This is a genomic window from Vibrio sp. S457-15 (assembly GCF_000960545.1).
Lineage (GTDB): Bacteria > Pseudomonadota > Gammaproteobacteria > Enterobacterales > Vibrionaceae > Vibrio > Vibrio parahaemolyticus.
The window spans coordinates 196,064-220,125 of the sequence record NZ_JYOQ01000180.1; the positions used below are offsets into that span (position 1 = coordinate 196,064).

General features: G+C 42.9%; 17 protein-coding genes and 1 pseudogene. 2 read left to right on the forward strand and 16 right to left on the reverse strand.

What is annotated here, in order from left to right:
- Nucleotides 1-146: 146 nt before the first annotated feature.
- From UF05_RS25320 to matP, 4 genes and pseudogenes are all read right to left on the reverse strand, one after another.
- Nucleotides 147-287: pseudogene (locus UF05_RS25320) on the reverse strand (DUF3693 domain-containing protein); the annotation flags it as partial.
- Between the two features lie 73 nt (nt 288-360).
- Nucleotides 361-684 (reverse strand): hypothetical protein, encoded by a 324-nt coding sequence (locus tag UF05_RS22945; RefSeq protein WP_015296753.1) that lies wholly within the window; start codon nt 682-684, stop codon nt 361-363.
- A gap of 112 nt (nt 685-796) precedes the next feature.
- Entirely contained in the window at nt 797-1,108 is a 312-nt protein-coding gene (locus tag UF05_RS22950; protein WP_005494983.1) for a DUF3634 family protein, read from the reverse strand.
- A gap of 10 nt (nt 1,109-1,118) precedes the next feature.
- Complete coding sequence (gene matP, locus UF05_RS22955; protein WP_005494981.1) at nt 1,119-1,568, reverse strand: macrodomain Ter protein MatP; 450 nt, start codon at nt 1,566-1,568, stop codon at nt 1,119-1,121.
- A 210-nt stretch (nt 1,569-1,778) separates the two neighbouring features.
- Between matP and UF05_RS22960 the strand changes: the two genes are divergently transcribed.
- Entirely contained in the window at nt 1,779-3,416 is a 1,638-nt protein-coding gene (locus UF05_RS22960) for an AAA family ATPase (RefSeq protein WP_045545170.1), read from the forward strand.
- A gap of 70 nt (nt 3,417-3,486) precedes the next feature.
- Nucleotides 3,487-4,005, forward strand: a complete 519-nt coding sequence (gene fabA / locus UF05_RS22965) for a bifunctional 3-hydroxydecanoyl-ACP dehydratase/trans-2-decenoyl-ACP isomerase (RefSeq protein ID WP_005390081.1) — start codon at nt 3,487-3,489, stop codon at nt 4,003-4,005.
- Between the two features lie 112 nt (nt 4,006-4,117).
- Here fabA and rmf read toward each other — a convergent pair whose 3' ends face one another.
- From rmf to prc, 12 genes are all read right to left on the reverse strand, one after another.
- On the reverse strand, nt 4,118-4,291 hold the full coding sequence (gene rmf, locus UF05_RS22970) for a ribosome modulation factor (RefSeq protein WP_005494976.1): 174 nt from the start codon (nt 4,289-4,291) through the stop codon (nt 4,118-4,120).
- Nucleotides 4,292-4,462: 171 nt separating this feature from the next.
- Nucleotides 4,463-6,214 carry a DUF3466 family protein gene (locus UF05_RS22975; RefSeq protein WP_045545171.1) on the reverse strand — a complete coding sequence of 584 codons (1,752 nt, stop codon included), beginning with the start codon at nt 6,212-6,214 and terminating at the stop codon, nt 4,463-4,465.
- Nucleotides 6,215-6,221: 7 nt separating this feature from the next.
- Complete coding sequence (locus tag UF05_RS22980) at nt 6,222-8,141, reverse strand: ABC transporter ATP-binding protein (RefSeq protein WP_025631095.1); 1,920 nt, start codon at nt 8,139-8,141, stop codon at nt 6,222-6,224.
- Entirely contained in the window at nt 8,119-8,361 is a 243-nt protein-coding gene (locus UF05_RS22985; protein WP_031810402.1) for a glutaredoxin family protein, read from the reverse strand. The genes UF05_RS22980 and UF05_RS22985 overlap by 23 nt, the downstream gene beginning before the upstream one ends.
- 28 nt (nt 8,362-8,389) lie before the next feature.
- Nucleotides 8,390-10,513: a bifunctional 23S rRNA (guanine(2069)-N(7))-methyltransferase RlmK/23S rRNA (guanine(2445)-N(2))-methyltransferase RlmL gene (rlmKL, locus tag UF05_RS22990; protein ID WP_045545172.1), complete on the reverse strand. Its 2,124-nt coding sequence runs from the start codon at nt 10,511-10,513 to the stop codon at nt 8,390-8,392.
- 496 nt (nt 10,514-11,009) lie between these two features.
- On the reverse strand, nt 11,010-11,552 hold the full coding sequence (locus UF05_RS22995) for a cell division protein ZapC (RefSeq protein ID WP_005494967.1): 543 nt from the start codon (nt 11,550-11,552) through the stop codon (nt 11,010-11,012).
- 168 nt (nt 11,553-11,720) lie between these two features.
- Nucleotides 11,721-12,731: a quinone-dependent dihydroorotate dehydrogenase gene (pyrD, locus tag UF05_RS23000; RefSeq protein WP_005458264.1), complete on the reverse strand. Its 1,011-nt coding sequence runs from the start codon at nt 12,729-12,731 to the stop codon at nt 11,721-11,723.
- A gap of 297 nt (nt 12,732-13,028) precedes the next feature.
- On the reverse strand, nt 13,029-17,870 hold the full coding sequence (locus UF05_RS23005; RefSeq protein ID WP_029842721.1) for an NAD-glutamate dehydrogenase: 4,842 nt from the start codon (nt 17,868-17,870) through the stop codon (nt 13,029-13,031).
- A 201-nt stretch (nt 17,871-18,071) separates the two neighbouring features.
- On the reverse strand, nt 18,072-18,290 hold the full coding sequence (locus UF05_RS25325) for a DUF2835 domain-containing protein (RefSeq protein WP_074546339.1): 219 nt from the start codon (nt 18,288-18,290) through the stop codon (nt 18,072-18,074).
- 65 nt (nt 18,291-18,355) lie between these two features.
- Nucleotides 18,356-20,962 carry an aminopeptidase N gene (gene pepN / locus UF05_RS23010; RefSeq protein WP_045545173.1) on the reverse strand — a complete coding sequence of 869 codons (2,607 nt, stop codon included), beginning with the start codon at nt 20,960-20,962 and terminating at the stop codon, nt 18,356-18,358.
- Between the two features lie 230 nt (nt 20,963-21,192).
- The gene (locus UF05_RS23015) at nt 21,193-21,858 is read right to left on the reverse strand and encodes a hypothetical protein (protein WP_021448557.1); all 666 of its coding nucleotides are present in this window, start codon (nt 21,856-21,858) and stop codon (nt 21,193-21,195) included.
- Nucleotides 21,859-22,052: 194 nt separating this feature from the next.
- Nucleotides 22,053-24,059, reverse strand: coding sequence for a carboxy terminal-processing peptidase (prc, locus tag UF05_RS23020; RefSeq protein WP_031813762.1), 2,007 nt, complete (start codon nt 24,057-24,059; stop codon nt 22,053-22,055).
- Between the last annotated feature and the right edge of the window lie 3 nt (nt 24,060-24,062).

Sequence of the window (24,062 nt, forward strand, 5' to 3'; positions counted from 1 at the left end):
ATCGATAGATTATTAAGATCTATATTAAGTATTTTATGGTAAATACCGATTATGTTTAATCAGCTTCCTAAAGTTAGCTCAAATTTAAAACCTGAAAGAGATAGGAGAGCAAAGTAGAAAGAATCTGGCGTATGGTTATACTATATTTAACATAATATACATAATGCGCACTGATGTAGTGGTTCTAATGGGCTTGTAAACACTACAGCAAATCCCGCACAAACCATTGAAAATCCAGAGATTCCAAGCCCATCAAACTTTTTTGCAATTCCTCTCCATACTGCTTTATCTGCTATCTACGGATTATAGAAAACCAATTGATTTGCGATAACTCGGTCTTGCTTACTGTAAGCTGAAGGTTCACGAACCAGTTGTTATATGTATGCGGATATATTTTTCAGGATGTTTGTAACGATATCGCTTACCGGTTTTTAAGTTTGAACGAGCAAAACGGCAAACTTTTGTATCTCCGCTTCCAGTAACTCGTTTTACTATTGCTACTTTTCCTTTATGTTCCATTTCAATCATTAAATCGCAATAACCATCATATTGGTCGAACTGCTTATCGACTTTCTTTTGTAGCGTCGATTTGATTTTCTTAGCCACTGGATTTGTTTCTGAATCATCGGCCAATGTTGATGCTGTGGGTAACAATAATAAAAATAAAGTGACAACGTATCGCATTCGTAAATCCATTTTTGATAAATGGACTGATTGTAATTTTTTATGCGTCAAATGCTAAAACGGGACGCAATTTTGCGTCCCGTTTAACGTAGATAAGTAATTGATATGTCGGCTAAGCTTGTTTCTTACCTTTATTGGCTTTGAAACCTTGATGAGGGAAAACATTTCGAATTCGTTGTTGAACTTTCTTTGGTACGTCTTTAGAAAAGACCAGCCTCATTCCGGAGCGTTGGTTGTACACTTTGAGTTCACCAGTAAATGGGTCATGTTCGCCAATATCTTGTAAGTTATGTTTAAAAGATGGAGGTATATGCCCTTTTACCTTGCTCAAGTGGCCGTCATCAAAACTCACTTTTAACACGGGTCTATCCACGGCGATCAACCAGAATATGACGATTGCAGCAATTAATATCACATATAGCATCTAACACTCCTTAGCTGGATAGTAGCTTACTCAAGTCTTCTTTGATGGACGTAACTTTCTGGCTTGCTTTTTCACTTCTTGAGGCTTCTGAAAGTAAATATTCAATGGCATCAGACAGCGTACACCCCAGTTCATTGGCTCGATTAGATAATTTTTCCCAAACACGGTAATCAAGATCGATCGATTTCTTTTTGGTATGAACTTGTTCTGCGTTGAAGTGACGCTTTCGTTTTGCGCGAATAGCCTGCTTGAGTTTGTTCTCTAGCTCTTCAGACATGTGTTTTTCAATCCAAGCTAGCACTAATGTAGGCTCGTGCTCTATGCGTCGTAACTCGGCGACAGCTGCATCAGCTTCACTTGTATCAATATGTCTGGTAATCGCTTCACCATCTTTCCATTTTTTGATTAGATACTTCCACTTCCATCCACATTCTAAATTTTCAAGTTGCTGATATTTCATTCTTTCTGACTCATAAAGCTAACCTGGTGACAGCGTAACCCAGTTATAGTTATTCATCAATGAAAACTCTTTGAAGTATCGATGTTGATCACTCATTTGTCCAAATGATACTCAATGAGTTATTTGCATTTACAACTACACCAATTGGCGCTAGGGAGTTCAGAGCCCTTTCGTTATAATGACCGCAATATTGAATAATGATGAAATTAAATGAATCAACTTAATTGGAAAGACGTGACTCCTTCGTTCGAACAGTACGACGACATTTTAAAATCTGCCTCCTCTCTACCTAAGAAGAAGTTCGTAGAACTTCAACCAAGACTCCTCGCTACTGTTGAACGATTTAAGAAAATCAAGGGCTTGACTCGAGTATTGGTAATAAACTGTGCAGATAATACGGTTTATCGTAAGTTTATTTGTGACGTGGTCACTGATGGTTCAGAGCCCGCAATAGTGACAGAGTCTTTGGACGCAAAGCTCTTGTTTGATCGCTACAGTGTTGATTTAAAAGGCGATGCTGTAGTTGAAGCTGGATTACTTTCCAAGGCTAACGGCGGGTATTTGATTTTACCAGCGAACCTCATTTTGGCGAATCACGGATATTGGCCGAGCATTAAGTCTGCCATTCAAGGAAAGCCAGTAAAACCCTTGAATGTAAGCCCTACTCGACTACCTATTTTAACGGCCGATGAAAAAGAATTTGACGTTAAGATTATTGTTACTGGCGATCGTAATCAATTGGCCGACCTTGAGTATGTTGACGAAGATTTTTCAACCGGCCTAACGATGTATACCGAAGTTGAAGAAGATATCCACTTATCTGCAAGTAACTTAGAGTTGTATGTAGGTTTGGTGAATTGGATTTGTTCGGAGTACGGTTTCCCATCGTTGGATGAAGGTGCTTTTCAACGGTTACTATTAGCAGGCATGCGTTTAACTGAGGACCAACATTATTTGCCTTTAGGTGTGATGTGGCATTGCCAACTACTTAGCTTAGCTGCTCAGTTTAGCGATCAAAATATCATTGATTATGTGGCGATAGATAAAGCCATCGACGATAAATATTATCGAGAGTCTTACCTTCCTCAACGTGCAGTTTATGACATTCTTGATGGTCAGGTCATCATTGAGACTACTGGCGAACAAGTCGGCCAAATTAACGGACTCACGGTTATTGATATGGCCGGGCATCCTGTCTCTTATGGCGAGCCAGCGCGAATTTCATGTGTTATTCACTTTGGAGATGGTGACATTTCCGATGTTGAGCGCAAAGCTGAACTTGGAGGCAATCTTCATGCGAAAGGCATGATGATCATGCAAGCATTTCTAAGCTCTGCTTTGAATTTGGATGAGCCACTGCCTTACTCTGCGTCTATTGTTTTCGAGCAATCCTATAGTGAAGTTGATGGTGATAGTGCTTCATTGGCAGAGTTATGCTGTTTGGTAAGTGCACTCTCTGAATCACCGGTTAATCAACAAATCGCGGTGACTGGCGCGGTGGACCAATTTGGTCGAGTACAAGCGGTAGGCGGTTTAAATGAGAAGATCGAAGGTTTCTATCAAGTTTGTAAACACCAAGGCTTCACTGGTCATCAAGGCGTTATTATGCCTAAATCGAACTTGAAGCACCTTGCTTTACATAAAGATGTCATAGAAAGCATTAAGAATGGTGAGTTCCATATTTGGTCTGTTTCTACCGTTGATGAAGCAATACCAATTCTAATGGGCAAACCATTCAGAGGCGAAGATGATAGCGTCATCGGCAAGATCGCCGAACGTATTGAAAATTTTGAAAGACATGAGCATCCAGAAGGAATTGTGCAGCGCATCAAAAACTGGTTTGTCTAGTACTGATCGGAGTTGTTTAGCGTACACGTGTTCACTAACATGCATCTGTCAAAAATTGGAGTAATTGATAATGCAAAACAAACGTGATTCTTACAACCGTGATGATCTTCTTGCTTCTAGCCAAGGCGAGCTTTTTGGTCCGGGTTACCCACAGCTTCCTGCACCAAACATGCTAATGATGGACCGAGTTACTAAAATGTCTGAAACAGAAGGTGATTTTGGTAAAGGTTTAATTCTTGCAGAGTTGGATATTACTCCAGATCTTTGGTTCTTCGATTGTCACTTCCCTGGTGACCCAGTAATGCCAGGCTGTCTCGGTCTAGATGCCATGTGGCAGTTAGTAGGCTTCTTCTTAGGTTGGGTCGGCGGCAAAGGCAAAGGTCGAGCTCTTGGCGTTGGTGAAGTGAAGTTTACTGGCCAAATTCTGCCAACTGCTAAGAAAGTAACGTACGAAATTCATATGAAGCGCGTTGTGAACCGTAAACTAGTGATGGGGTTAGCAGATGGCCGCGTATGCGTTGACGGCAAAGAAATTTATGTTGCGAAGGATCTTAAAGTTGGCTTGTTCCAAGATACTTCGAGCTTCTAGTTCCCCTTCTCTATAAATTTTTAAAGCCCCTATCTGGGGCTTTTTATGCTTGGTAATTACGAGAAAAGGCTCTCTAAGAGCCCTTTCGAATCCTTCTGTTGTATGTGGAGAGTTATTTATAGAGACCAGATTGTTTTTCATCTCTGGCATCACGCCAACCACCTAACCAATACGACCGAGCGTCTACTTGTTGATACGGGCAAGCCTCTTGAGACCTTCCATTCAACCCAGCTTTATAGCCTTGAGATTGAGCTCGTTCTAGGCGATCACGCTTTTGTCTCTTCATAGTTAATTCCTCATACAGGTCCATTTACTAACGTACAGCTGTTATTGTGAAACTTTAATGGAGTTTTTATGACTCCACTTATAAGAATCGATCAAATTGCGCGATTTCTCAAGGCATAAAAAAAGCAGAGGCTCAATTCTGTGAGCCTCTGCTTGAATTAAAAATTACTGACTATTTTCTACGGAACCCAAACAAACCAAGCATGGTCAAAGCTAACCAACCAAGGCCTGCGCCTTGACGTTCCGCTGCTGCTTCTTCAACACTTCGTGGTTGAATATTAGCTTTAGTTGCACCTGGAATCGGCTTAAGCTTGACTGCAACGATTTTCTCTTCACCGCTACTACAGAAAGAGTTGTGAGCCGTTGTGTCGTAACCGCCTGCGCACTTCATTGCTGTCGCTGAGATAACGCCGGCATCGTTGATATCTGAAGCATTAATGATACGGAACTCGTTGTTGCTGTCAGAAATATCTCTAGCGCTTGCGCTCTGATCGTTTGCACCGTTGGTAAGATCGTCGAGGAACCACGCTTTGCCATCGAAGATTTCTTTAGCACGCTCACTAACTGTTCCACCTTGAGCATATGGATAGATAAATCCACGCTTACGACGAGGTTTGCCATCATCTTCACGGGTAGATTCCACATCTAACTGACCCACAATTTCGTTGTAAGCGTTTATACCACCCATTTTACCGCCCGCACCGTTGAAGAAGATGCCCGTCGTTGGGTAAATAGCACTGAGAGATGCAGAGCGAACATCATCAACAATAAACAAACGATTTGGCGCAGAACCCGTTGGCATCAAGTATCCACCGGAACGTTTTGCTTCACCGATAGCTACGAAGTTTGAGTTTACATCAGTAAGTCTAGAGTTGAGGTGAACTGTTTCATCGCCCTCTTTTTGTCTCGCTCCTGCAACCACTTTGCTTTCCCAGGTGACGTTGGCAATGGAGGTTTCCGATTCTAACTTGCCAACAAATACGGTCGCGTTTAGATAATTGTCATTGGCATATGTGTTGTAACCAACGCCATACACTGTCGTACCATCTACTACGAGATCACGCATGCTCCCTTGAGCAAGTCTTTCGCCGTCTTTTGACGTCCCACTTTGCCAAGGAACTTCACTGATAACTTTAGTTTGATCCCAAATAGCGGCTTTAGAGGTATGGTGAGTGCCATTAGTATTACTTGCAGTTCTGGATACGCTTCCAACCGTAAACACACCATCCGTATTCCATGCGTGGCTTTCTACTACACTCGCTTCGCCATCTGCAGTAACAATATTTGGAAGAACGGGAGCTACGATGGTATTGCGAGTTTTTAGAGAAGATGAGTCTTCTTTGATACTCTGGTTACCGACCGCCTTACCGTCAGCAGTTAGGCTATTGATGATATTGTTGTATTCGTTTACGTACGCGCTACTGTCATTTTCGACAAATGCTTTAGCATTTGGGGTGAAATCTCTACTTAGCTCTTTACTCCATGGAGTCCAGTTTACTGAAGCCCATGATTCACAGGTAGAATAGCGAAGTTGGTTAAAACAGTAGCGCTCAAAGTCCTTATACTCTTGGATGTAGTAAAACCCAGCATCCATCGCAAAAGGGATTTCTTCGCGGTAGCTATTACCATCAACTTCTTGGCTTGCAGATATTGGTGTCGTACGTGTTTCAACAGCAAGCTTAAATTGCTCTGGAGTGCAGTTTGCCGTCGCATCAAAGCAACCTAGGGCAAATGGAGAGTCTGTTGACGCATCGATTACATCACCCTGTTGAATGGCAACACCATAAGCGGTTTGATAATCAACAACATCGCCGTTCACTTCTGGCGATACTTCGATGACTTGATACAATGCTGCGTTTGCGTTCATTGCGGTACCCACCATCAAAGCGACAGCGGTTAACTTGAATTTGTTACTACAATTCATTGAATTCTTAACTATCCTGTTGCATTGCTTCGAGTTCTTCCCATCTCTCGAATGCGATTTCTAACTCCTGCTCTAAAGCAGCAAGTTGTTCCAATACCGGTTGAGTCTGCTCTACTGGCTTAGCGAAAAACTCAGGGTCATTCACTTGTTCTTGCAGAGTTTCAATATCCGATTCTAACTGTTCTAGCTTAGCTGGAAGAGCTTCTAATTCTCTTTGCAGCTTATACGATAACTTCTTAGAGTTGTTCTTAGGTTGAGTTGTTTTGGGAGTTTCCTCAACCACTTTCTCTTTTTTCGCTGGTTTTTCCGTCGAAAAACGAACTGCAAGTGCTTGATCACGTTGCTGCTTCGCATCATGATAACCACCCACGAACTCTTCGATTACACCGTCACCTTCAAAAATCCAGCTAGTCGTTACTGTATTATCAACAAATTCACGGTCGTGACTTACTAACAGCAACGTACCCTGATAATTGGCAAGCATTTCTTCTAAAAGTTCCAACGTTTCTATATCCAAATCGTTGGTTGGCTCATCAAGAATAAGTAAGTTATTAGGTTTCAGTAAGATACGAGCGAGCAACAATCGGTTTTTTTCACCACCAGATAAGGCTTTAACTGGAGTGCGGGCACGCTTTGGTGCAAACAGAAAATCTTGAAGATAGCTTAAAGCGTGACGCTGACGACCACCTACCATTACTTCCTGCTTACCGTCCGCTAAGTTGTCGATAACAGTTTTCTCAGGATCGAGGATCTCACGGTATTGATCGAAGTAAGCGACTTCAAGCTTGGTACCGCAATGTAAGCGACCCGATTGAGCTTCGAGTTGCCCTAGTAATAACTTCAGTACGGTACTTTTACCACAGCCATTTGGACCAATAAGGGCAATACGATCGCCGCGCATGATGTTGAAGCTGAAGTTATCAACAATTTGCTTACCGTCGTAAGCAAAAGACACATTCTCTGCTTCAAAGACGATTTTGCCTGAGCGTGAAGCATCATCGATATTGAGATTAACTTTACCCTGCACTTCTCTGCGGTCGCGACGCTCTTCACGAAGTTTCTTAAGTGCACGCACTCGTCCTTCATTACGAGTACGGCGCGCTTTAATACCTTGGCGAATCCACACTTCTTCTTGAGCCAGTTTCTTGTCGAACTCAGCGTTTTGCATCTCTTCAACACGAAGCATCTCTTCTTTCTCAAGCAAGTAATTGTCGTAATCACCAGGGAAAGAGGAAAGTTGCCCGCGGTCTAAGTCGACAATACGTGTCGCCATAGATTTAATGAATGCGCGGTCGTGGGAAATGAAGATAATCGAACCTTTGAAATCTTTCAGGAAGTTCTCTAGCCATTCAATGGTTGTGACGTCCAAATGGTTGGTTGGTTCGTCAAGTAGTAATACATCAGGGTCACAAACTAGAGCGCGAGCTAATGCCGCCTTGCGTTGCCAGCCGCCAGATAAGTCACGAAGTAAGGTGTCTGGACTTAACTTTAGGGCACTAAGTACGTTTTTAACTCGGTCATCAAAACGCCACGCATTTGAATGATCCAATTGCTCTTGAATTTTTGCTAAGCGGTTGATGTTCTTTTCGCTTGGGTCTTGCGCAACAAGATCAAGAAGATCATGGTAGATCTTAAGCTGTTCGCCAATTTCCGCTAAGCCACCAGAGACATACTCATAAACAGTACCTTCTTGGTTGCGCGGTGGATCTTGCTCCAAACGAGAAACAATAACGTCTTGTGTTATTTGAATTTTGCCGTCGTCCAGTAAGATGTCGCCAGCAAGTACTTTCATCAACGTTGACTTACCGGCACCGTTTCGCCCTACTAAACAAACACGCTCATTTTCCTGCAAAGCAAACTCTGCGCGGTCTAATAGCGGATGATCACCGAAAGCAAGTTGCGCGTTATGAATGGTAAGTAATGCCATTATTTTCCAACCAATTTTTGAGTTCATCTAAATCGAACGGCCAGTTCAACTCAGAATCTTGATATTTTAATACGGGAACCGTTACACCGTAACGAGAAAACAGTTCATCATCGAATGCGATATCGATAATATCTGTTTGTTCCGCCAGGCCGACCTGGCTTACTAGAGCAAATGCCATCTCACAAAGATGGCACCCCTCTGTGCTATACAATGTCAGCACTTATACGTCCTTATACTCCATCGTTTCTTTACTCTGCGTGTGTCACTAACCAGCAGTTATGGATGTGTTTGTTTCGAGAAAAATCCAAAGGCAAAGTTTGCGATGAAATATTCTGAGCTTTTAGTCCTAGCTCAGCCAACCCTTCTTCATCCATCTTAAAGTGACGTTTATTGTTCGAGAACACAATCGTACCGCCTGCTCGTAACAAACGTTTCAAGTTAGTCATTAGCTTGATATGGTCACGTTGCACGTCGAATGACGTTTCCATACGTTTTGAGTTTGAAAACGTCGGTGGATCAATAAAGATAAGGTCGTATTCGCCTTTTGCATTTTCAAGCCACTGCAGACAATCAGCTTGCTCAAAGCGATGTTGGCGTCCAATACAACCATTCAACTGCATATTGTCTTTTGCCCAGTTCAGGTAAGTGTTTGACATGTCTACTGTCGTTGTTGAACGAGCTCCGCCAACTGCCGCGTGTACTGTTGCACTACCTGTGTAAGCAAATAGGTTCAAGAAATCTTTGCCTTGAGCCATTTCGCCTAAGCGACGACGTGTGATCTTATGATCTAGGAATAGTCCCGTATCAAGATAGTCGTGCAAATTCACGATCAGCTTCACGCCGTACTCGTTCACCTCTAACGTTTCAGATACCTGACCCAACTTTTGATATTGGCTGCGACCTTTCTGCTTTTCACGAACTTTAAGGACAACTTTGTTCGCTTCTACGCCTGTCACTTGAATCGTTGCACGAATGATATCCGTCAAACGGCGTTTCGCTTTCTCTTCAGGGATATTTTTAGGTGCTGCGTATTCTTGAATCACGATTTGATCGCCATATACGTCAATCGCTACGTTATATTCAGGAAGGTCTGCGTCATAGATGCGGTAGCAATCTAATTTCTCTTTACGAGCCCATTTGCCAATTTTGCCAATGTTTTTCTTCAAACGGTTTGAAAAATCAGGAGCAATTTGAGTATTGGTATCTGCACCTTTTACTTCATCGGCACTACGCTCTGCGATGCTGTAGTTTTTTTGGTGACACGGTAACGCACCATTATTTAATTTGAATTGCTTATCTGCGCGCATGCGAAGACAGCTCAGCAACTCATCTGAACTAGAGAAGATAGACGCTTTGCAGCCACCAAATTCTGCTTTCAATTGGCCACCAAACGCGGTGTAAAGCGCAATCAGACCTGGCTCTGTACCCAAACGTTCGCCGTAAGGTGGGTTAGATACAATCACACCATTTTCAAAACCTGAAGGTCGCGTAATAGTTGCCGCATCGCCTTGAGCAAACTCAATCAGTTCTTCAACCCCTGCTCTGCGAGCGTTCTCTTGTGCAACTTTCAGAACTTTCGGGTCGTTATCGAAGCCAAAAAACTTAGCGTCAACTTTCTTGACGCCGCGTCTAGCCTGAACGTTTGCTTCTGATTTGATTTCAGCCCATGTATCTGGCTCAAAGTCTTCAAGTGATTCAAAGCACCATTGCTTTCGTTTTACACCAGGAGCCATATTTGCAGCCATCATTGCCGCTTCAATCAGTAACGTACCAGAACCACACATTGGATCGAGAAGTGGCTGATAACCGTCCCAACCACAACGCATAATGATCGCCGCTGCTAATGTTTCACGAAGTGGTGCACGGCCAGATTCCGGACGGTAGCCACGTTGATGAAGGCCACTGCCTACCATATCAACACCTAAGATAGCTTTATCTTTGTGAAGGCGAACATGAACGCGAATATCAGGACGTTCTTTGCTGATGTTTGGTCGAGGTAAGCCTTTCTTCTCAAAGCAATCAACGATGCCATCTTTTACTTTCATCGCGCCGTACTGACTGTTGCGGATCTCGCGGTTGGTACCGTTAAAGTCCACAACGAAACGCTTAGAACTGTGGAATTGATTCACCCAGTTAATTGACGAAGTAGATAGGTATAGATCCATGTCGTCGTTACAAGTGAATTCAGATAAAACACGTACAAATCGTGATGCCAAGCGGCTCCACAAACAACAACGATAGATTTGCTCATTCGTGGCTTTAAATTTTACGCCCGCCTGTACTGGTTTCGCGTTTTCAATGCCTAGTTTAGTCAGTTCTTCAACAAGCAGGTTTTCCATGCCGTTTGAAGTTACCGCGAGATATTGATTCATAGTGTTCTTTCGTTAATAAAAAATGGCCTTAATTATACCTGACTTTACGATCAATGCCTCGTTTTTAAAGGCGTTTTTAGTTTCACCAGAGCAAACAATCACCAATCACTTGATCTGAAACTTCCTACATTTCGAGCTGAGCATTTCTTTTCCCATTCTTTTAGCTAACCAAAAACCTTGCCTTAAAGAAGAAGTGAATACTTATTTACCTTAAAATTGGTATATACCAATAGTAAAATTATGTTGTAATTTACTTACCAATTGCATGTATTGGGGAAGAAATGGGGGAATGTTAGGCGATAAGTTGCCTAATATTAGTGATCGCTAAGATTAAAAAAGTGGAATAAAAGTGACCAGCTTCATAGTTATGTGCTTAACAACGCAGTGATTTCAGCCGATTAATAAAGGTATTTGAAAGGAGAAGGATAAAAAAAATCGACCTGAGGCGGTCGATTAAGGCAAACAAAGGAACGAAATAAAGAAAACTTAAAGAGGTTTAACCCACCATAGCCATTGGAGCCATGACAAATAAATGATTCGCACAAACCATTCTGTCGTGCATAACTTTTATTGGTTGTCCAAACTGCAGCGTTTTATGGCCATCCAGAATGAACTCTTCTTGACCGACATACGCGCATAAGCTTGAAGCTTCGCCAGGTTCTAAAACGATGAAAACCCCTTCAGAATAGCGGTTAGATAGAAATACCATGTCCCCTTCTTCTGGTTCGTGCCCTGTTGATTGAGCATCGAAGAACCAACTCTTAGGCTGGACTGGTTTATGGAAGCGTTTCGCAGCTACACAGTAAAGTGTTAGCTCGGCCTGACGGTACTCATTGATATCGAGACAGCGAATGCGTTCATTAAACGTTTGAAACGCACTAGCATCGTCGACTGTAAATTCGTTTTTTGAGAAGGCACAGTTGACCAACAGCTTACGGGATAGATTGGTTTGGAAAATCATTTCCTCCCCCAGATCCAGCATTAAGCAAGCTTTGTGCTCGTCAAAATACCAATTCCATTTGTCGCTGGGTTTAAGCATTATTCCGTTCTCTCTTGACTAGTGAATCAATGGTAAAGAGGTAAGACGCTTAATTACCTACTCATGATTTTCTAAATTTTACAAACGAACGGACAAAAAAAAAGAGGAAACGAGTTCCTCTTTTTTCTGAAATAAGCGTTGAATTCTCAGCGATTTATTTGATGAGTGCTACAGATTTTTAACAATATCGCGTACTAGGCCAGGACCATGGTAGATAAAGCCAGTATAAACTTGTACGAGTTGAGCGCCTGCCATCATTTTCTCTTTTGCAGCAACATAAGAGTCAATGCCGCCAACACCGATGATAGGAAGTTTGTCACCCAATGCTTCGTGCAATTTGCGAACAACTTCTGTTGAACGAGATTGCACCGGACGACCGCTTAAACCACCCGCTTCATTTGCGTGTTTCATACCTTCAACTACTGTTCGATCCAGTGTAGTGTTTGTTGCAATAACACCATCGATATTGTTTTTCAGTAGTGATTCACAAATCTGAGTGATTTCATCATCGCTCAAATCAGGGGCAATCTTAAGTGCTAGTGGAACGTACTTGCCGTGTTTTTCTGCAAGCTCTGATTGTTTCGCTTTAAGCTCTGATAGTAACTCGTCGAGTGCTTCACCGTATTGTAGAGAGCGAAGTCCCGGAGTGTTTGGAGAAGAAATGTTTACAGCGATGTAACCAGCGTATTCGTACACTTTCTCCATACAAATCAAGTAGTCCTCTGCCCCGTTCTCGATTGGTGTATCTTTGTTTTTACCAATGTTGATACCAAGAACACAGTTGAACTTTGCTTTTTTCACATTCTCAACCAGATGATCCACACCTAAGTTGTTAAAGCCCATTCGGTTGATGATGCCTTCGGCTTCAACCAAGCGGAACAAACGCGGTTTGTCATTACCTGGCTGAGGACGAGGAGTCACTGTGCCAACTTCAACAAAGCCAAATCCCATCGCATCGAATGCTTCAATACATTCCCCGTTTTTATCCAAACCAGCAGCAAGACCCACTGGGTTACGGAATGTTAACCCCATGCATTCTACTGGACGGTTAGGTAATTGCTGACGATAGAAAAGATCGAGTGGTGTGCCGTTAAAGCGTTGGAAGTTCTTGATTGCAAGATCATGTGCCTTTTCGGCATCAAGTTGGAAAAAGCCAGTTCTGGCTAGACGGTAAAGCATTGTGCCTCCGAAAGAAAAAAGCCCCGTGTAAACGGGTCAATATTATTTACTGTTTTTTATTGTAATTCAATGAAAATGAACGAATTAAGTAAAATTGCATATTGAGTTAGAAGTTTTTTCATAAAAACAAAGAATTAGAGATTTTTTGCCGCATTGAAATATCCAGTATCTAATGGAAAAGCAATCGATTTCAACAGAAGTTAAGTTTTAAAATCCAGTTACAATGTCACGGAATTGGTGATTGCGGATACAAAAAAGCCTCGCATTTACGAGGCTTTTTCTAATAAGTTAACTCACCTACTCGTTTGAAGAGCAATTTAAATTAAGCAGTACCAGTTCACGAAGAGCTACCGAGAATTTGGCAAATTCATGTACAGAACCGACTTTGAACTCATTAAGGATGCTTTCCCAACGATGAAGTGATTGTTCGTTTGCTTCCATCCACTCTTCGAGCGCTTGCATTACATCAAGATCTTCGCTTGCACACGCACAGTTGAGAACTTGCGCTGTCAACTGACGTTGTTGCCAATCTAGGTCTTCTCGGAATGCCGCGCGAGCTAGAGCTTGCCAGTTGTTGTCGACAGCTTGGCTATTGATTTGTTTCAAGAACCAGTGCAACGACAAGCGATCGCCAAGGTTGAAGTATAGCTTCGATGCTTGTTCAACTGTTTTGCCAGTTTCACTTGCAACCGATGAAATATCCAGTGCCGATTGAAGGCTCGATAGACGTGCTACTTGATGGGCGAGTTTTTCTTCTACCCCACGCTCCATCCATGTTTGAGCCAACTCATTGTGCTCTTCCACTTCAGATTCAACCAGCATGCTATCAAGAGTTTCAGCAATAACATTCACATCTTGTTTGTAGATTGCAATCAACTCACCAACGGTAGATTTACCGCTGCGATTACGCAGTAACCAACGAGCAATACGACGTAGTGCGCGGCGTACGTAGAACATGATCTCGTACTGTGCATCTGCCGTTGCAACGTTGTCTAACGCGCGAGTTTGCTTAAGAATTTCAGCAAGATCAAATATTTCACGAGCTGCACTGTAAGCATTGGCAATATCAACAACACTTGCGCCCGTCTCTTCTTGAAGACGAGTGACGAAATTACAGCCCATTTCGTTAACCATTTGGTTTGCTAGCGCAGTCGCGATAATTTCTGCACGTAGCGGATGGTTAACCATTTGATCTTTATAGTTACGGCGTAACTCACTTGGGAAGTACTCAACCAGTTGTTTCGCATGGAATTCATCATTTGCAATGTCATCCGTCACGAGCTGCTGTTTCAGAACCATTTTGCCGTAAGCGACAAGTACCGATAGCTCAGGACGAGTAAGACCTAGGCCCTGTTTTTCGCGTTCCAGCAACGTTTCATCATCAGGAATGTACTCAAGTGCACGGTCCAAGTACCCTGCTTTTTCCATTGTGTGGATGAAACGAATCTGTTCTTTAACGATGCCAACGCCTTGTTGCTCTGTCACTGAAATGGACTCAGATTGACGGTATGCATCATCCAGAACGATTTCACCGACCTCTTCTTCCATAGATTCAAGAATTTGGTTGCGTTGTTTAACGGTAAGATCGCCATTTGAAACCAGTCCGTTCAAGAAGATCTTAATGTTTACTTCGTTATCCGAGCAGTCTACACCGCCAACATTGTCAACAAAGTCGGTGTTAACTCGACCACCGTTTAGTGCGTACTCGATACGACCAAGCTGAGTCATACCTAAGTTACCACCTTCACCAACCACTTTTGCACGCAGCTCACGACCATCAACACGAAGCTGGTCATTTGCTCGGTCGCCAACGTCTGTATGCGTTTCAGTCGAAGCTTTAACGTAAGTACCGATACCACCGTTCCAAAGTAGATCCACTTTCATTTTTAGGATCATCTTAATCAGATCGTTTGGTGCTACGGATGCCTTCTTGGTGCCCAACATTTTTTGGATTTCAGGCGTTAGTTGGATCGATTTTGCACGACGTGAGAACACGCCACCACCTTGCGAGATCAACTCGGCGTTGTAATCTTCCCAACTTGATCTTGGAAGATTAAACAAGCGGTTACGCTCTTCCCAGCTGGTGGCTGAATCTGGGTTTGGATCAATAAAGATGTGCATGTGGTTAAACGCAGCTTGTAAACGAATGTGCTTAGATAGCAGCATACCGTTACCAAACACATCACCAGCCATATCGCCTACACCGATTGCGGTAAAGTCAGTCGTTTGACAGTTGATGCCCATTTCACGGAAATGACGTTTAACTGATTCCCAACCACCTTTTGCAGTGATACCCATTGCTTTGTGGTCGTAACCGTTTGAACCACCTGAAGCAAACGCATCGCCAAGCCAGAAGTTGTATTCTGCTGAGACTGAGTTCGCCAAGTCAGAGAATGTCGCCGTGCCTTTGTCGGCAGCAACCACTAGGTATGGGTCATCTTCATCGTGACGAATTACGTTTTGTGGTGGAATCACCTCGCCTTCAATGATGTTGTCAGAAACATCAAGCAACGCGCGAATGAACTGTTTATAGCAGCGTTGACCTTCTGCAAAGATTTCATCACGAGTGGTCAGAGACGGCTGACGCTTACAAACGAAACCACCTTTCGCCCCAACTGGAACAATAACGGTGTTCTTAACTTGCTGAGCTTTTACAAGACCAAGAATTTCTGTACGGAAATCTTCTTGACGATCTGACCAACGTAAGCCACCACGTGCAACTTTACCGCCACGAAGGTGAACACCCTCAATGTCTGGCGCGTAGACGAAAATCTCAAAAGCAGGAACTGGCTGAGGAATCTCTGGGATTTCGCTTGGTTTCATCTTCAAAGATAGCCAAGGCTTCGACTGCTTGTTTTCGTCCAACTGGTAGTAGTTAGTACGCAGCGTTGCCATGATCATATCCATGTAACGACGAATAATACGATCATCATCTAGGCTTTCTACACGATCCAGTTGTTCAGTCAGCTTCTTAATCAGATCACTTTGGCCTTTTTCGCTGCCTTTATGTTTTGGATCGAAACGTTTAGCAAATAGGTTAACCAAGCCAGTAGCTAAATCAGGGTAATGGCTTAGTGTATCTTCAATGTATTGTTGGCTGAATGGGAAACCAACTTGACGCATGTAGCGCGCGTAAGCACGTAGAATCGAGATTTCACGACCAGATAACGAAGCACCCAGTACCAAACGGTTAAAACCATCACTTTCTAGATCCCCTGCCCAAATCGCTGCAAATGCTTGTTGGAAACGATCACGAGCTTCGCGAAGATCAACGGTTTTTTCGCTCTTATGCAGCATTGAGAAATCTAGGATCCAGAATGTCTGGCCATTGTTTTTCTCGATCTCGTAAGGAGATTCACCAATCACGCGTAGACCCAAGTTTTCCAACATTGGCATTACGTCTGATAGATGGATTGGCTCGTCACGATGGTAAAGTTTTAAGCGAACCGCTTTCGAATCCGTTGCAACTTCCTGCGGACGGTAGAAAAGCATGCCAAGTTTGTTGTCGTCACTCAGTGCTTCAAGGCGCTCAATGTCTGCAACAGCAGAACCAGGCATCATGTCTTCTTTGTATGAACGAGGGAACGCGCTCATGTACTCTTTCGATAGTGGTAGACCTTTGCTTTCACCAAAGTTAGCAATGATCGACTCTTTTAATCTGTCGTCCCAAGAGGTAGAAACTTCCATTAAATTCTGCTCGATTTTTTTCACGTCTACATCAATGTTGTTATTGTCTACACGAACAATGTAATGCGTTCTTGCCAATGGGCTTTCAGAGAAGAACGTCGTGAATTCAACTTCTTGTTCACAACCAAAATACTGCTTAAGAATGCGTTGAGTTTGGCGGCGGAGTTCTGTGTTGTAACGGTCTTTCGTCACGTACACCATGCAGCTGAAGAAACGACCGAACGGGTCTTTACGTACGAACAAACGTAGTAAGTCACGGTCTTGCATTTGTACTACGCCCATGCCGACTTCAAGCAAATCTTCTTCGTTCGCTTGTAGTAGTTCATCACGTGGGTAGTTTTCAAGAATATTATGCAGAGCTTTGTAGGAGTATGAGCCGCGGCGGTAACCACTTGCTTCCAAGATACGATCTACTTTTTCTCGAATTAAAGGAATGCTGTGAACAGCTTGGTTGTATACCGCGGATGTGTACAAACCAGTGAAGCGGTGCTCGCCAATTACTTTGCCATTTTCATCGAACTTTTTGATGCCGATGTAGTCAGTGTAAGCAGGACGGTGGATACGAGACGCTTGATTGCCTTTCGTAATGATCAAAGCGTAAGGTTTTTTCGCTTCTAGTCTTGCAGAATCAGACAACTCAGACAACTTAACGCTGCGAATGCGCTTTTCATCAGCAAACAGACCTAGGCCTTTTTCTTTTGCTGGTCGTAGTTCCGTATCACCGTTTATTTCCGCTAAGTCATAATCTTTGTAACCCATAAAGGTAAAATTATGATCACCAAGCCAACGTAAAAATGCGATGGTTTCATCCAAACGATCGGTTTTCATCGAAACACGATCTTTGTTTTTTTCAAGATCATCTGTAACGATCTTGAGTTTGTCGACCATTGGCTGCCAGTCATTTACGACTAGACGTGTATCAGACAGGATGTTCAGTAACTCCTCTTTAAGAGCTTGCATCTCTTCTTTACTTGTTAGGCGGTCAACTTCGATGTGGAATAGTGATTGAAGAACACCACCCTCACCGTTCACTTCTGTTACTTGGCCTTTTTTATCACGCTCTAGCTGAGTTGGATTATTGAGCATTAAATGGCAAACAAGATCTAAGCGCGCTAGCGCCATCTTGATTGAATCCACTAAGAATGGACTATCTGGAACAACAACTTCTACGATTGTGTGTGTGGATTGCCAGCCTTGACGACTTACGGTCGGGTTAAACACGCGGACCGAGATATCTTCTGGTTTTTTTTCGTTTATGTGGTGCCAGAGGCTGACAACAGCACCATAGAGGTCGGATTCGTTTCGCTGAATCAAGTCATCATCAGCAATGTTACTAAATAAGTGTTGAGCAAGTTTAGTTACAAGCGTTTGGTGAGAAAGCTCGAGTTTGTCTTGAATCAGTTGGTAAACCTTTTCAAGCAGAACCGGCACTACATTTTCACGCGCGGTCATATTCACACTCCACATTAGAATTGTTGTTTTGTAGGGGGACTTAGTAACAGGGTTGTTACCCTAGAAACTAAGCATAGGTAATGCATGCACTCATTGTAAAAGCATAATTACAAATGTTTAACAACTATTCGCTGTGGTAGGAGGTGAAATGTCTGATTCTGTGACTAAGATTCCTATTTAACTCTCTGCAAATACAAAGCATCACAGAGTTTCTAACTTTAGAAACTTGTTATTTTGGTCAGTTGTTAGCCTAAATTGCCCTCTCACCCCTAATTGGCTAAGAAATGGTCTAAATTTGGCTGCAGGAAGTTGTAGCCTTAAGCCGTTGTTTGTTATGACTTGAACGGAACTTGCGGCGCCCGAGTAATGGGACAGAAATGTTTGATAAGGAATATTCAGCGTAAAGTAATAGTGCTTCATGAACTAGAAACGTTGTAGTAGATACAATTAGGGTGGTCATTGCGACCACCCTATTATTTTGACGACTATTCGTCTAGTGCTTTAGTCACTTTTTCAAACAGGTCTTTGGCAAGGTTATCCATTGCTTTTAGTTTTTCAAGTTCTGCACGAATCATTGCTTGGCGAGCTTCATCGTATTTACGGAACTTCAGCAGAGGATCAATCATGCGAGATGCAACTTGAGGGTTGGAGTCGTTCAACTGACGAAGAATTTCACCGGCAAATTGGTAACCAGAACCCGATTTGTCGTGGAAACGAACTGGGTTTGCTGCCAAGAACGAGCCAATTAAGCTGCGCGTACGGTTCGGGTTCTTCAAGCTGAACGCTTCGTGATTCATGGTTGCTTTCACTTTTTCAAGTGCATCTTCTGCTGGGTTAGTCCCCTGCAGTGCAAACCATTTATCCATAACTAAACCGTCATGTTTCCACTTATCGCTGTAATCAGCCATCAGCTCTTCACGACATTCCAGTTGAGCATTATTCGCTGCACTCATAGCTGCAATGGTATCGGTCATGTTATTGGCAGCTTCATACTGCGCTTTAACTAACGTGTTACCTTTGTCTGTATGAGCTAAGAACTGAAGACATTGATTACGCAACGCACGTTTGCCGATTGCTGCATGGTCGATGGTGTATTCGGCTTGTTTTAGCGTGTGGTAAGTGGCACTTAGTTCGTCTTCCAATGCGGCAGAAAGTGACACTGTAATGCTATTTAAAACCGTATCAACTGCATCTACATCAATCTGTTTGTACCAGCCTGTGATTTCATTGATAGATGGCAATGAGAAGACTTGAGCGATAAATGCAGGCTCTAAGTTTTCATCCAATAATACGCCGCGGAATGCATCGATAAGATCTTCTGAAAGTTGAACCTCACTGCCCGTTTGGACATTGGTGACATTTTGTCGAATGTACTTCGCTAATAGCATTTGACTTGCATCCCAACGAGCAAAATCGTTGGTTGCGTGCTTCATTAGGAAGATCAGTTCTGCGTCGCTGTAATCGTATTCCAATTTAACTGGCGCAGAGAACTCGCGTAACAATGAAGGCACTGGTTGCTCTACGACATTCTCGAACACAAATGTTTGTTTATCTTGCTTGATGTCCAAAACATTGTGAACTGATTCGCCGTTAATGATCAGTGGGATAACCTGACCTTTCGAATCATAAAGCTCGATATCGAATGGAATGTGCAGTGCTTGTTTTTCTGCTTGGTCTTGCGTTGCTTCAGTAAATTGCTCAACTGTTAGCGCGTAAGTTTTGGCTTCAGCGTTGTATTCGCTGTTTACACGAAGTGTTGGTGTACCAGATTGGCTATACCATAGACGGAATTGCTTAAGGTCAACGCCCGTTGCATCTTCCATTGCAGAAACGAAGTCTTCACATGTTGCCGCTGTACCGTCGTGACGCTCAAAGTAAAGCTTCATACCTTTTTGGAAGCCTTCCTCGCCAAGCAAAGTGTGGTACATACGAATCACTTCACTGCCCTTCTCATAAACGGTCAGTGTATAAAAGTTATTCATTTCAATAACTTTGTCAGGACGAATTGGGTGTGACATTGGGCTTGCATCTTCAGCAAACTGAGGGCCACGAATAATGCGCACGTTGTCGATTCGATTTACCGCACGTGAACCTAAGTCAGAAGAAAACTCTTGATCACGGAACACCGTCAAACCTTCTTTTAGGCTCAGCTGGAACCAATCACGGCAAGTCACGCGGTTGCCTGTCCAGTTATGGAAGTATTCATGGCCAATCACAGCTTCAATACCCAAGTAATCTCGGTCTGTCGCCGTTTCGTCATTCGCCAGAACAAACTTAGAGTTAAAGATATTTAGGCCTTTGTTCTCCATAGCGCCCATGTTGAAGAAATCAACCGCCACGATCATGTAAATATCGAGGTCGTATTCTAGACCAAAGCGTTCTTCGTCCCACTTCATTGAGTTGATTAGCGATGTCATCGCGTGACCCGCTCGGTCTAAGTTGCCTTTATCGACAAAGATTTCTAGGTCAACGTTGCGACCAGACATTGTGGTGTATTTATCGCGAAGAACATCAAAGTCACCAGCGACAAGCGCAAATAGATAAGCTGGTTTTGGATGTGGATCTTGCCATTGCACCCAATGACGACCGTTCTCTGCTTCGCCTTGTGCAATACGGTTACCATTGCTGAGCAAGTATGGATATGTTGCTTTATCTGCAATGACTTTGGTTGTGTATTTTGCCAGTACGTCTGGGCGATCTAAGTAATACGTGATGCGGCGGAAGCCTTCTGCTTCACACTGTGTACAGAATGCACCACCAGATTTGTACAGACCTTCAAGTGCGGTGTTGGCTTCAGGATCAATTTTAGTGATGATTTCAAGTTCGAACTCAGCAGGTAAGTCAGACAGTACTAGGGACGCCTCTTTTACTTCATGATGCGCCCAATCTTCGCCGTTCACCTTAACTGAACGAAGCTCTAACCCTTCACCATCCAGTTCTAGAGTCGTTGATTCACCCTTTTGAACTACTTTTGATAGTGCAGTAACGATGGTGTCGTTGTCGTAAAGATCAAACGTAAGATCAATCTCAGTAATTGTGTGGGATGGCGCTTGATAATCTTTACGATATTTTGCCTGGGGAGCTTGAGACATGTCCATAAATCCTTGTATGTCGAACTAAAAAATACCAGTTTACAGGTCTCAAACCCTTTAACTGGTATCACGATATAAGCTATTTGTATGGGTTGTGGTATCAGAATACAAGTCTTTCTATAAAAAAACGGAGCTTTTTGATGGTTAGCTCCGCTTTCTGATTAACATTTACTCAACATTAGAAGTTTACCGTATGAATACTCATTTATAGAATCAACAATATGAATTACTCATTGTGTGACTCGGTTGAGTACAGCATACATATCACCACTACTATCTTGGATGGTGAGTTCATTTTCTTTAAGTTTGTACGTTGTGCCCTGCTCGCCGTTTTCATACAAAAGAACTAAATACTCGTCTTCTGTGTAAAACACGCCTTGTTTAACGGACTCTTCACCTGCTTCGTTTGAGACACGGAACAAGAACACGAAGTCAGGCTGCAAAATCAGATCCATGTGGTTAATGTTATTTGCCATCAATCCATCGCCAGAGACATGAGAGCTTGACCAAATACCGGCTAGAGCGTTCGATAACCCTTTAGTAAAAGTGACACCGTTTAAATCCAAGGTATTGTGATTGTTTCGGTAAGCGTAAATTTGGGGCTCATCGGTATTCAATCCAAGAACAATTGTGTCTTCATTGGCGTTATACATACCTTCCCAGTGATCGACAGAATAATCTTTTTTCTGAATATCTATGGAGAATGTGTAATCAGAGCCTAAAGAAAGTTTGATCGCTCGGAAGTTTTCAGCCGATTCGTCAGGCCTCGGATTCATTAAATACCAATCCCCAATCAGAAACGGCGTATCAAAGTGACTAAGATCGTCTTCCTTTGTGTTTTCTCCAGCGAATACGCTTAAGCAGCAAAAGCTAAGCAAAATAAAGAACCATTTCATATCGGCATCCTTATCGTTTTCTTTTAGCTTAGGCATTGGTGCTCTATTTCGCGAAATATTTGATCTATATCACGTAAATTATTGCAGTAAAATAAGCGCACAACCGACTTTGTGCCGTCAACTTTGCAGGTTAAAAGGCATAAAAAAAGAGCGAACCCTTAGGACTCGCCCTTTTTGTACTGAATTGCCAGTGCTTATGACTGTTTTGGTGCTTTAAGCATATCAACCATAATCGCAACAGATTCATCTAAATAAACATCAGGTGCTTCGTAGTCTTTAGGCACATCATCCAAAGATTTGAATGTTTTCTTACCCAAAGCCGTTTGACGTTCATTAATACGTTTCAAACGTAATGCTTCTGCTTTATCCGACTCGTCTTTGCGGACTTTCTCGTTTAGAGACAACATGTTGTCGTCTTTTTCTTTACGATACTTCTCAATGTCTTCGTTAATGAAGCGGAATTCCATCTCATCAGCGATTCGCTTATTGTGAAGTTCTGTCAAGTTTGCAATCAACTTGTCGTTATCTGGAAATGTCTGATAAGTCGCCTTATCGATGCTATCCCAAGGCAGAGCATTGTCTTCAACACTTTCACCGGTTTCACTCGGATCAATTGGTGTTGGGTACGCAATGTCTGGCGCTACACCACGGTTCTGAGTACTGCCGCCATCGATGCGGTAGAACTTTTGAATCGTATATTGAACATAGCCAAGCTCTTTATCGAAAAGATCGTAGATATGATTCAATGAACGGTGCTGCTGAACCGTACCTTTACCAAACGAGTTTTCGCCAAGAATGACGGCGCGGTTGTAGTCTTGCATTGCAGCTGCGAAAATTTCAGATGCCGATGCACTGTAGCGGTTGATTAATACCGTCAAAGGACCATCGTAACTTACCAGTCCGTCGGTATCAGCATTAACTTTGATGCGGCCATAGCTGTCGCGCACTTGTACGACTGGGCCTTCTTTAATGAAGAGACCAGTAAGTGCTGTTGCTTCAGTAAGAGCACCACCACCGTTGTTACGTAAATCAACGATGATACCGTCAACATTCTTCGCTTTTAGGTCAGTAAGTAGCTTGTCTGTGTCTTGTGAAAGACCGACGTAAAAGCTTGGTACTTCAAGAACACCAATCTTTTTGCCGTCTTTCTCAATGATCTCAGACTTAACCGCTCGGTCTTCTAAACGAACTTTGTCGCGCACAATTGTGACAATGTAACTCTTTGCGTCATTACCTTCTGGCAAGATTTGTAGATTAACCTGTGTTCCTTTAGGACCTTTGATTAATTGAACTACATCATCCAGACGCCAGCCAATCACATCGACAATTTCTTCACCGTCTTGACCAACACCAATGATACGGTCCCCTTCACCAAGTTGCTTACTCTTAGACGCAGGGCCACCAACTACCAATGAACGAATAACAGTGTAGTCATCTGTCATTTGCAAAACGGCACCAATCCCTTCAAGAGACAGGTTCATTTCTGATTGGAATTGCTCGGCGTTACGAGGAGAAAGGTAACTAGTATGAGGATCGACCTGTCTTGCGAAGGCGTTCATATAAAGCTGAAACGCGTCTTCATTGTTGGTCTGTGTGATACGCTTCATCGCGTTGTTATAACGCTTCTCTAAAACTTCTTTAATTTCAGGCCATTCTTTGCCCGTCAGTTTTAGATTCAAAGCGTCATATTTCACGCGTTTGCGCCACAACTCATTAAGCTCAGCTTCATCCTTTGGCCATGCGGCTTCTGAACGATCTAGTTCAATCTCGTCTGCGTTATCAAACTTGATTTCTTTGTCGAGCAAAGTCATCGCGTAGGCGAAACGTTCAAAACGTTTTTGCATAGAAAGATTGTAAACATCAAAAGCAATCTTGTTGTTACCAGCTTTAAGCTGATCATCAAGTTCAATTGACCAATCTTTGAAGGAATCGATATCCGCTTGAGTGAAAATATTTCTATTGTAATCAAGCATTTCTACATAGCGTTCAAAGATCGCTTTAGAGAAATCATCGTTTAGATTGAAATGCTTATAATGAGAGCGGGTAAATCGAGAGGTGACTCGTTTGCTGGCTGTTTCGTGCTGAACTTCAGGAGCGAGAACCGGCAAGTCATCTTTATGTAGTTTGGCTTCGAGAGCCTGAGCTGATGCTGCTAGCCATAAGCTAGCAGCAATCAGGGTCACTTTTGAACGGCAATTCATGCG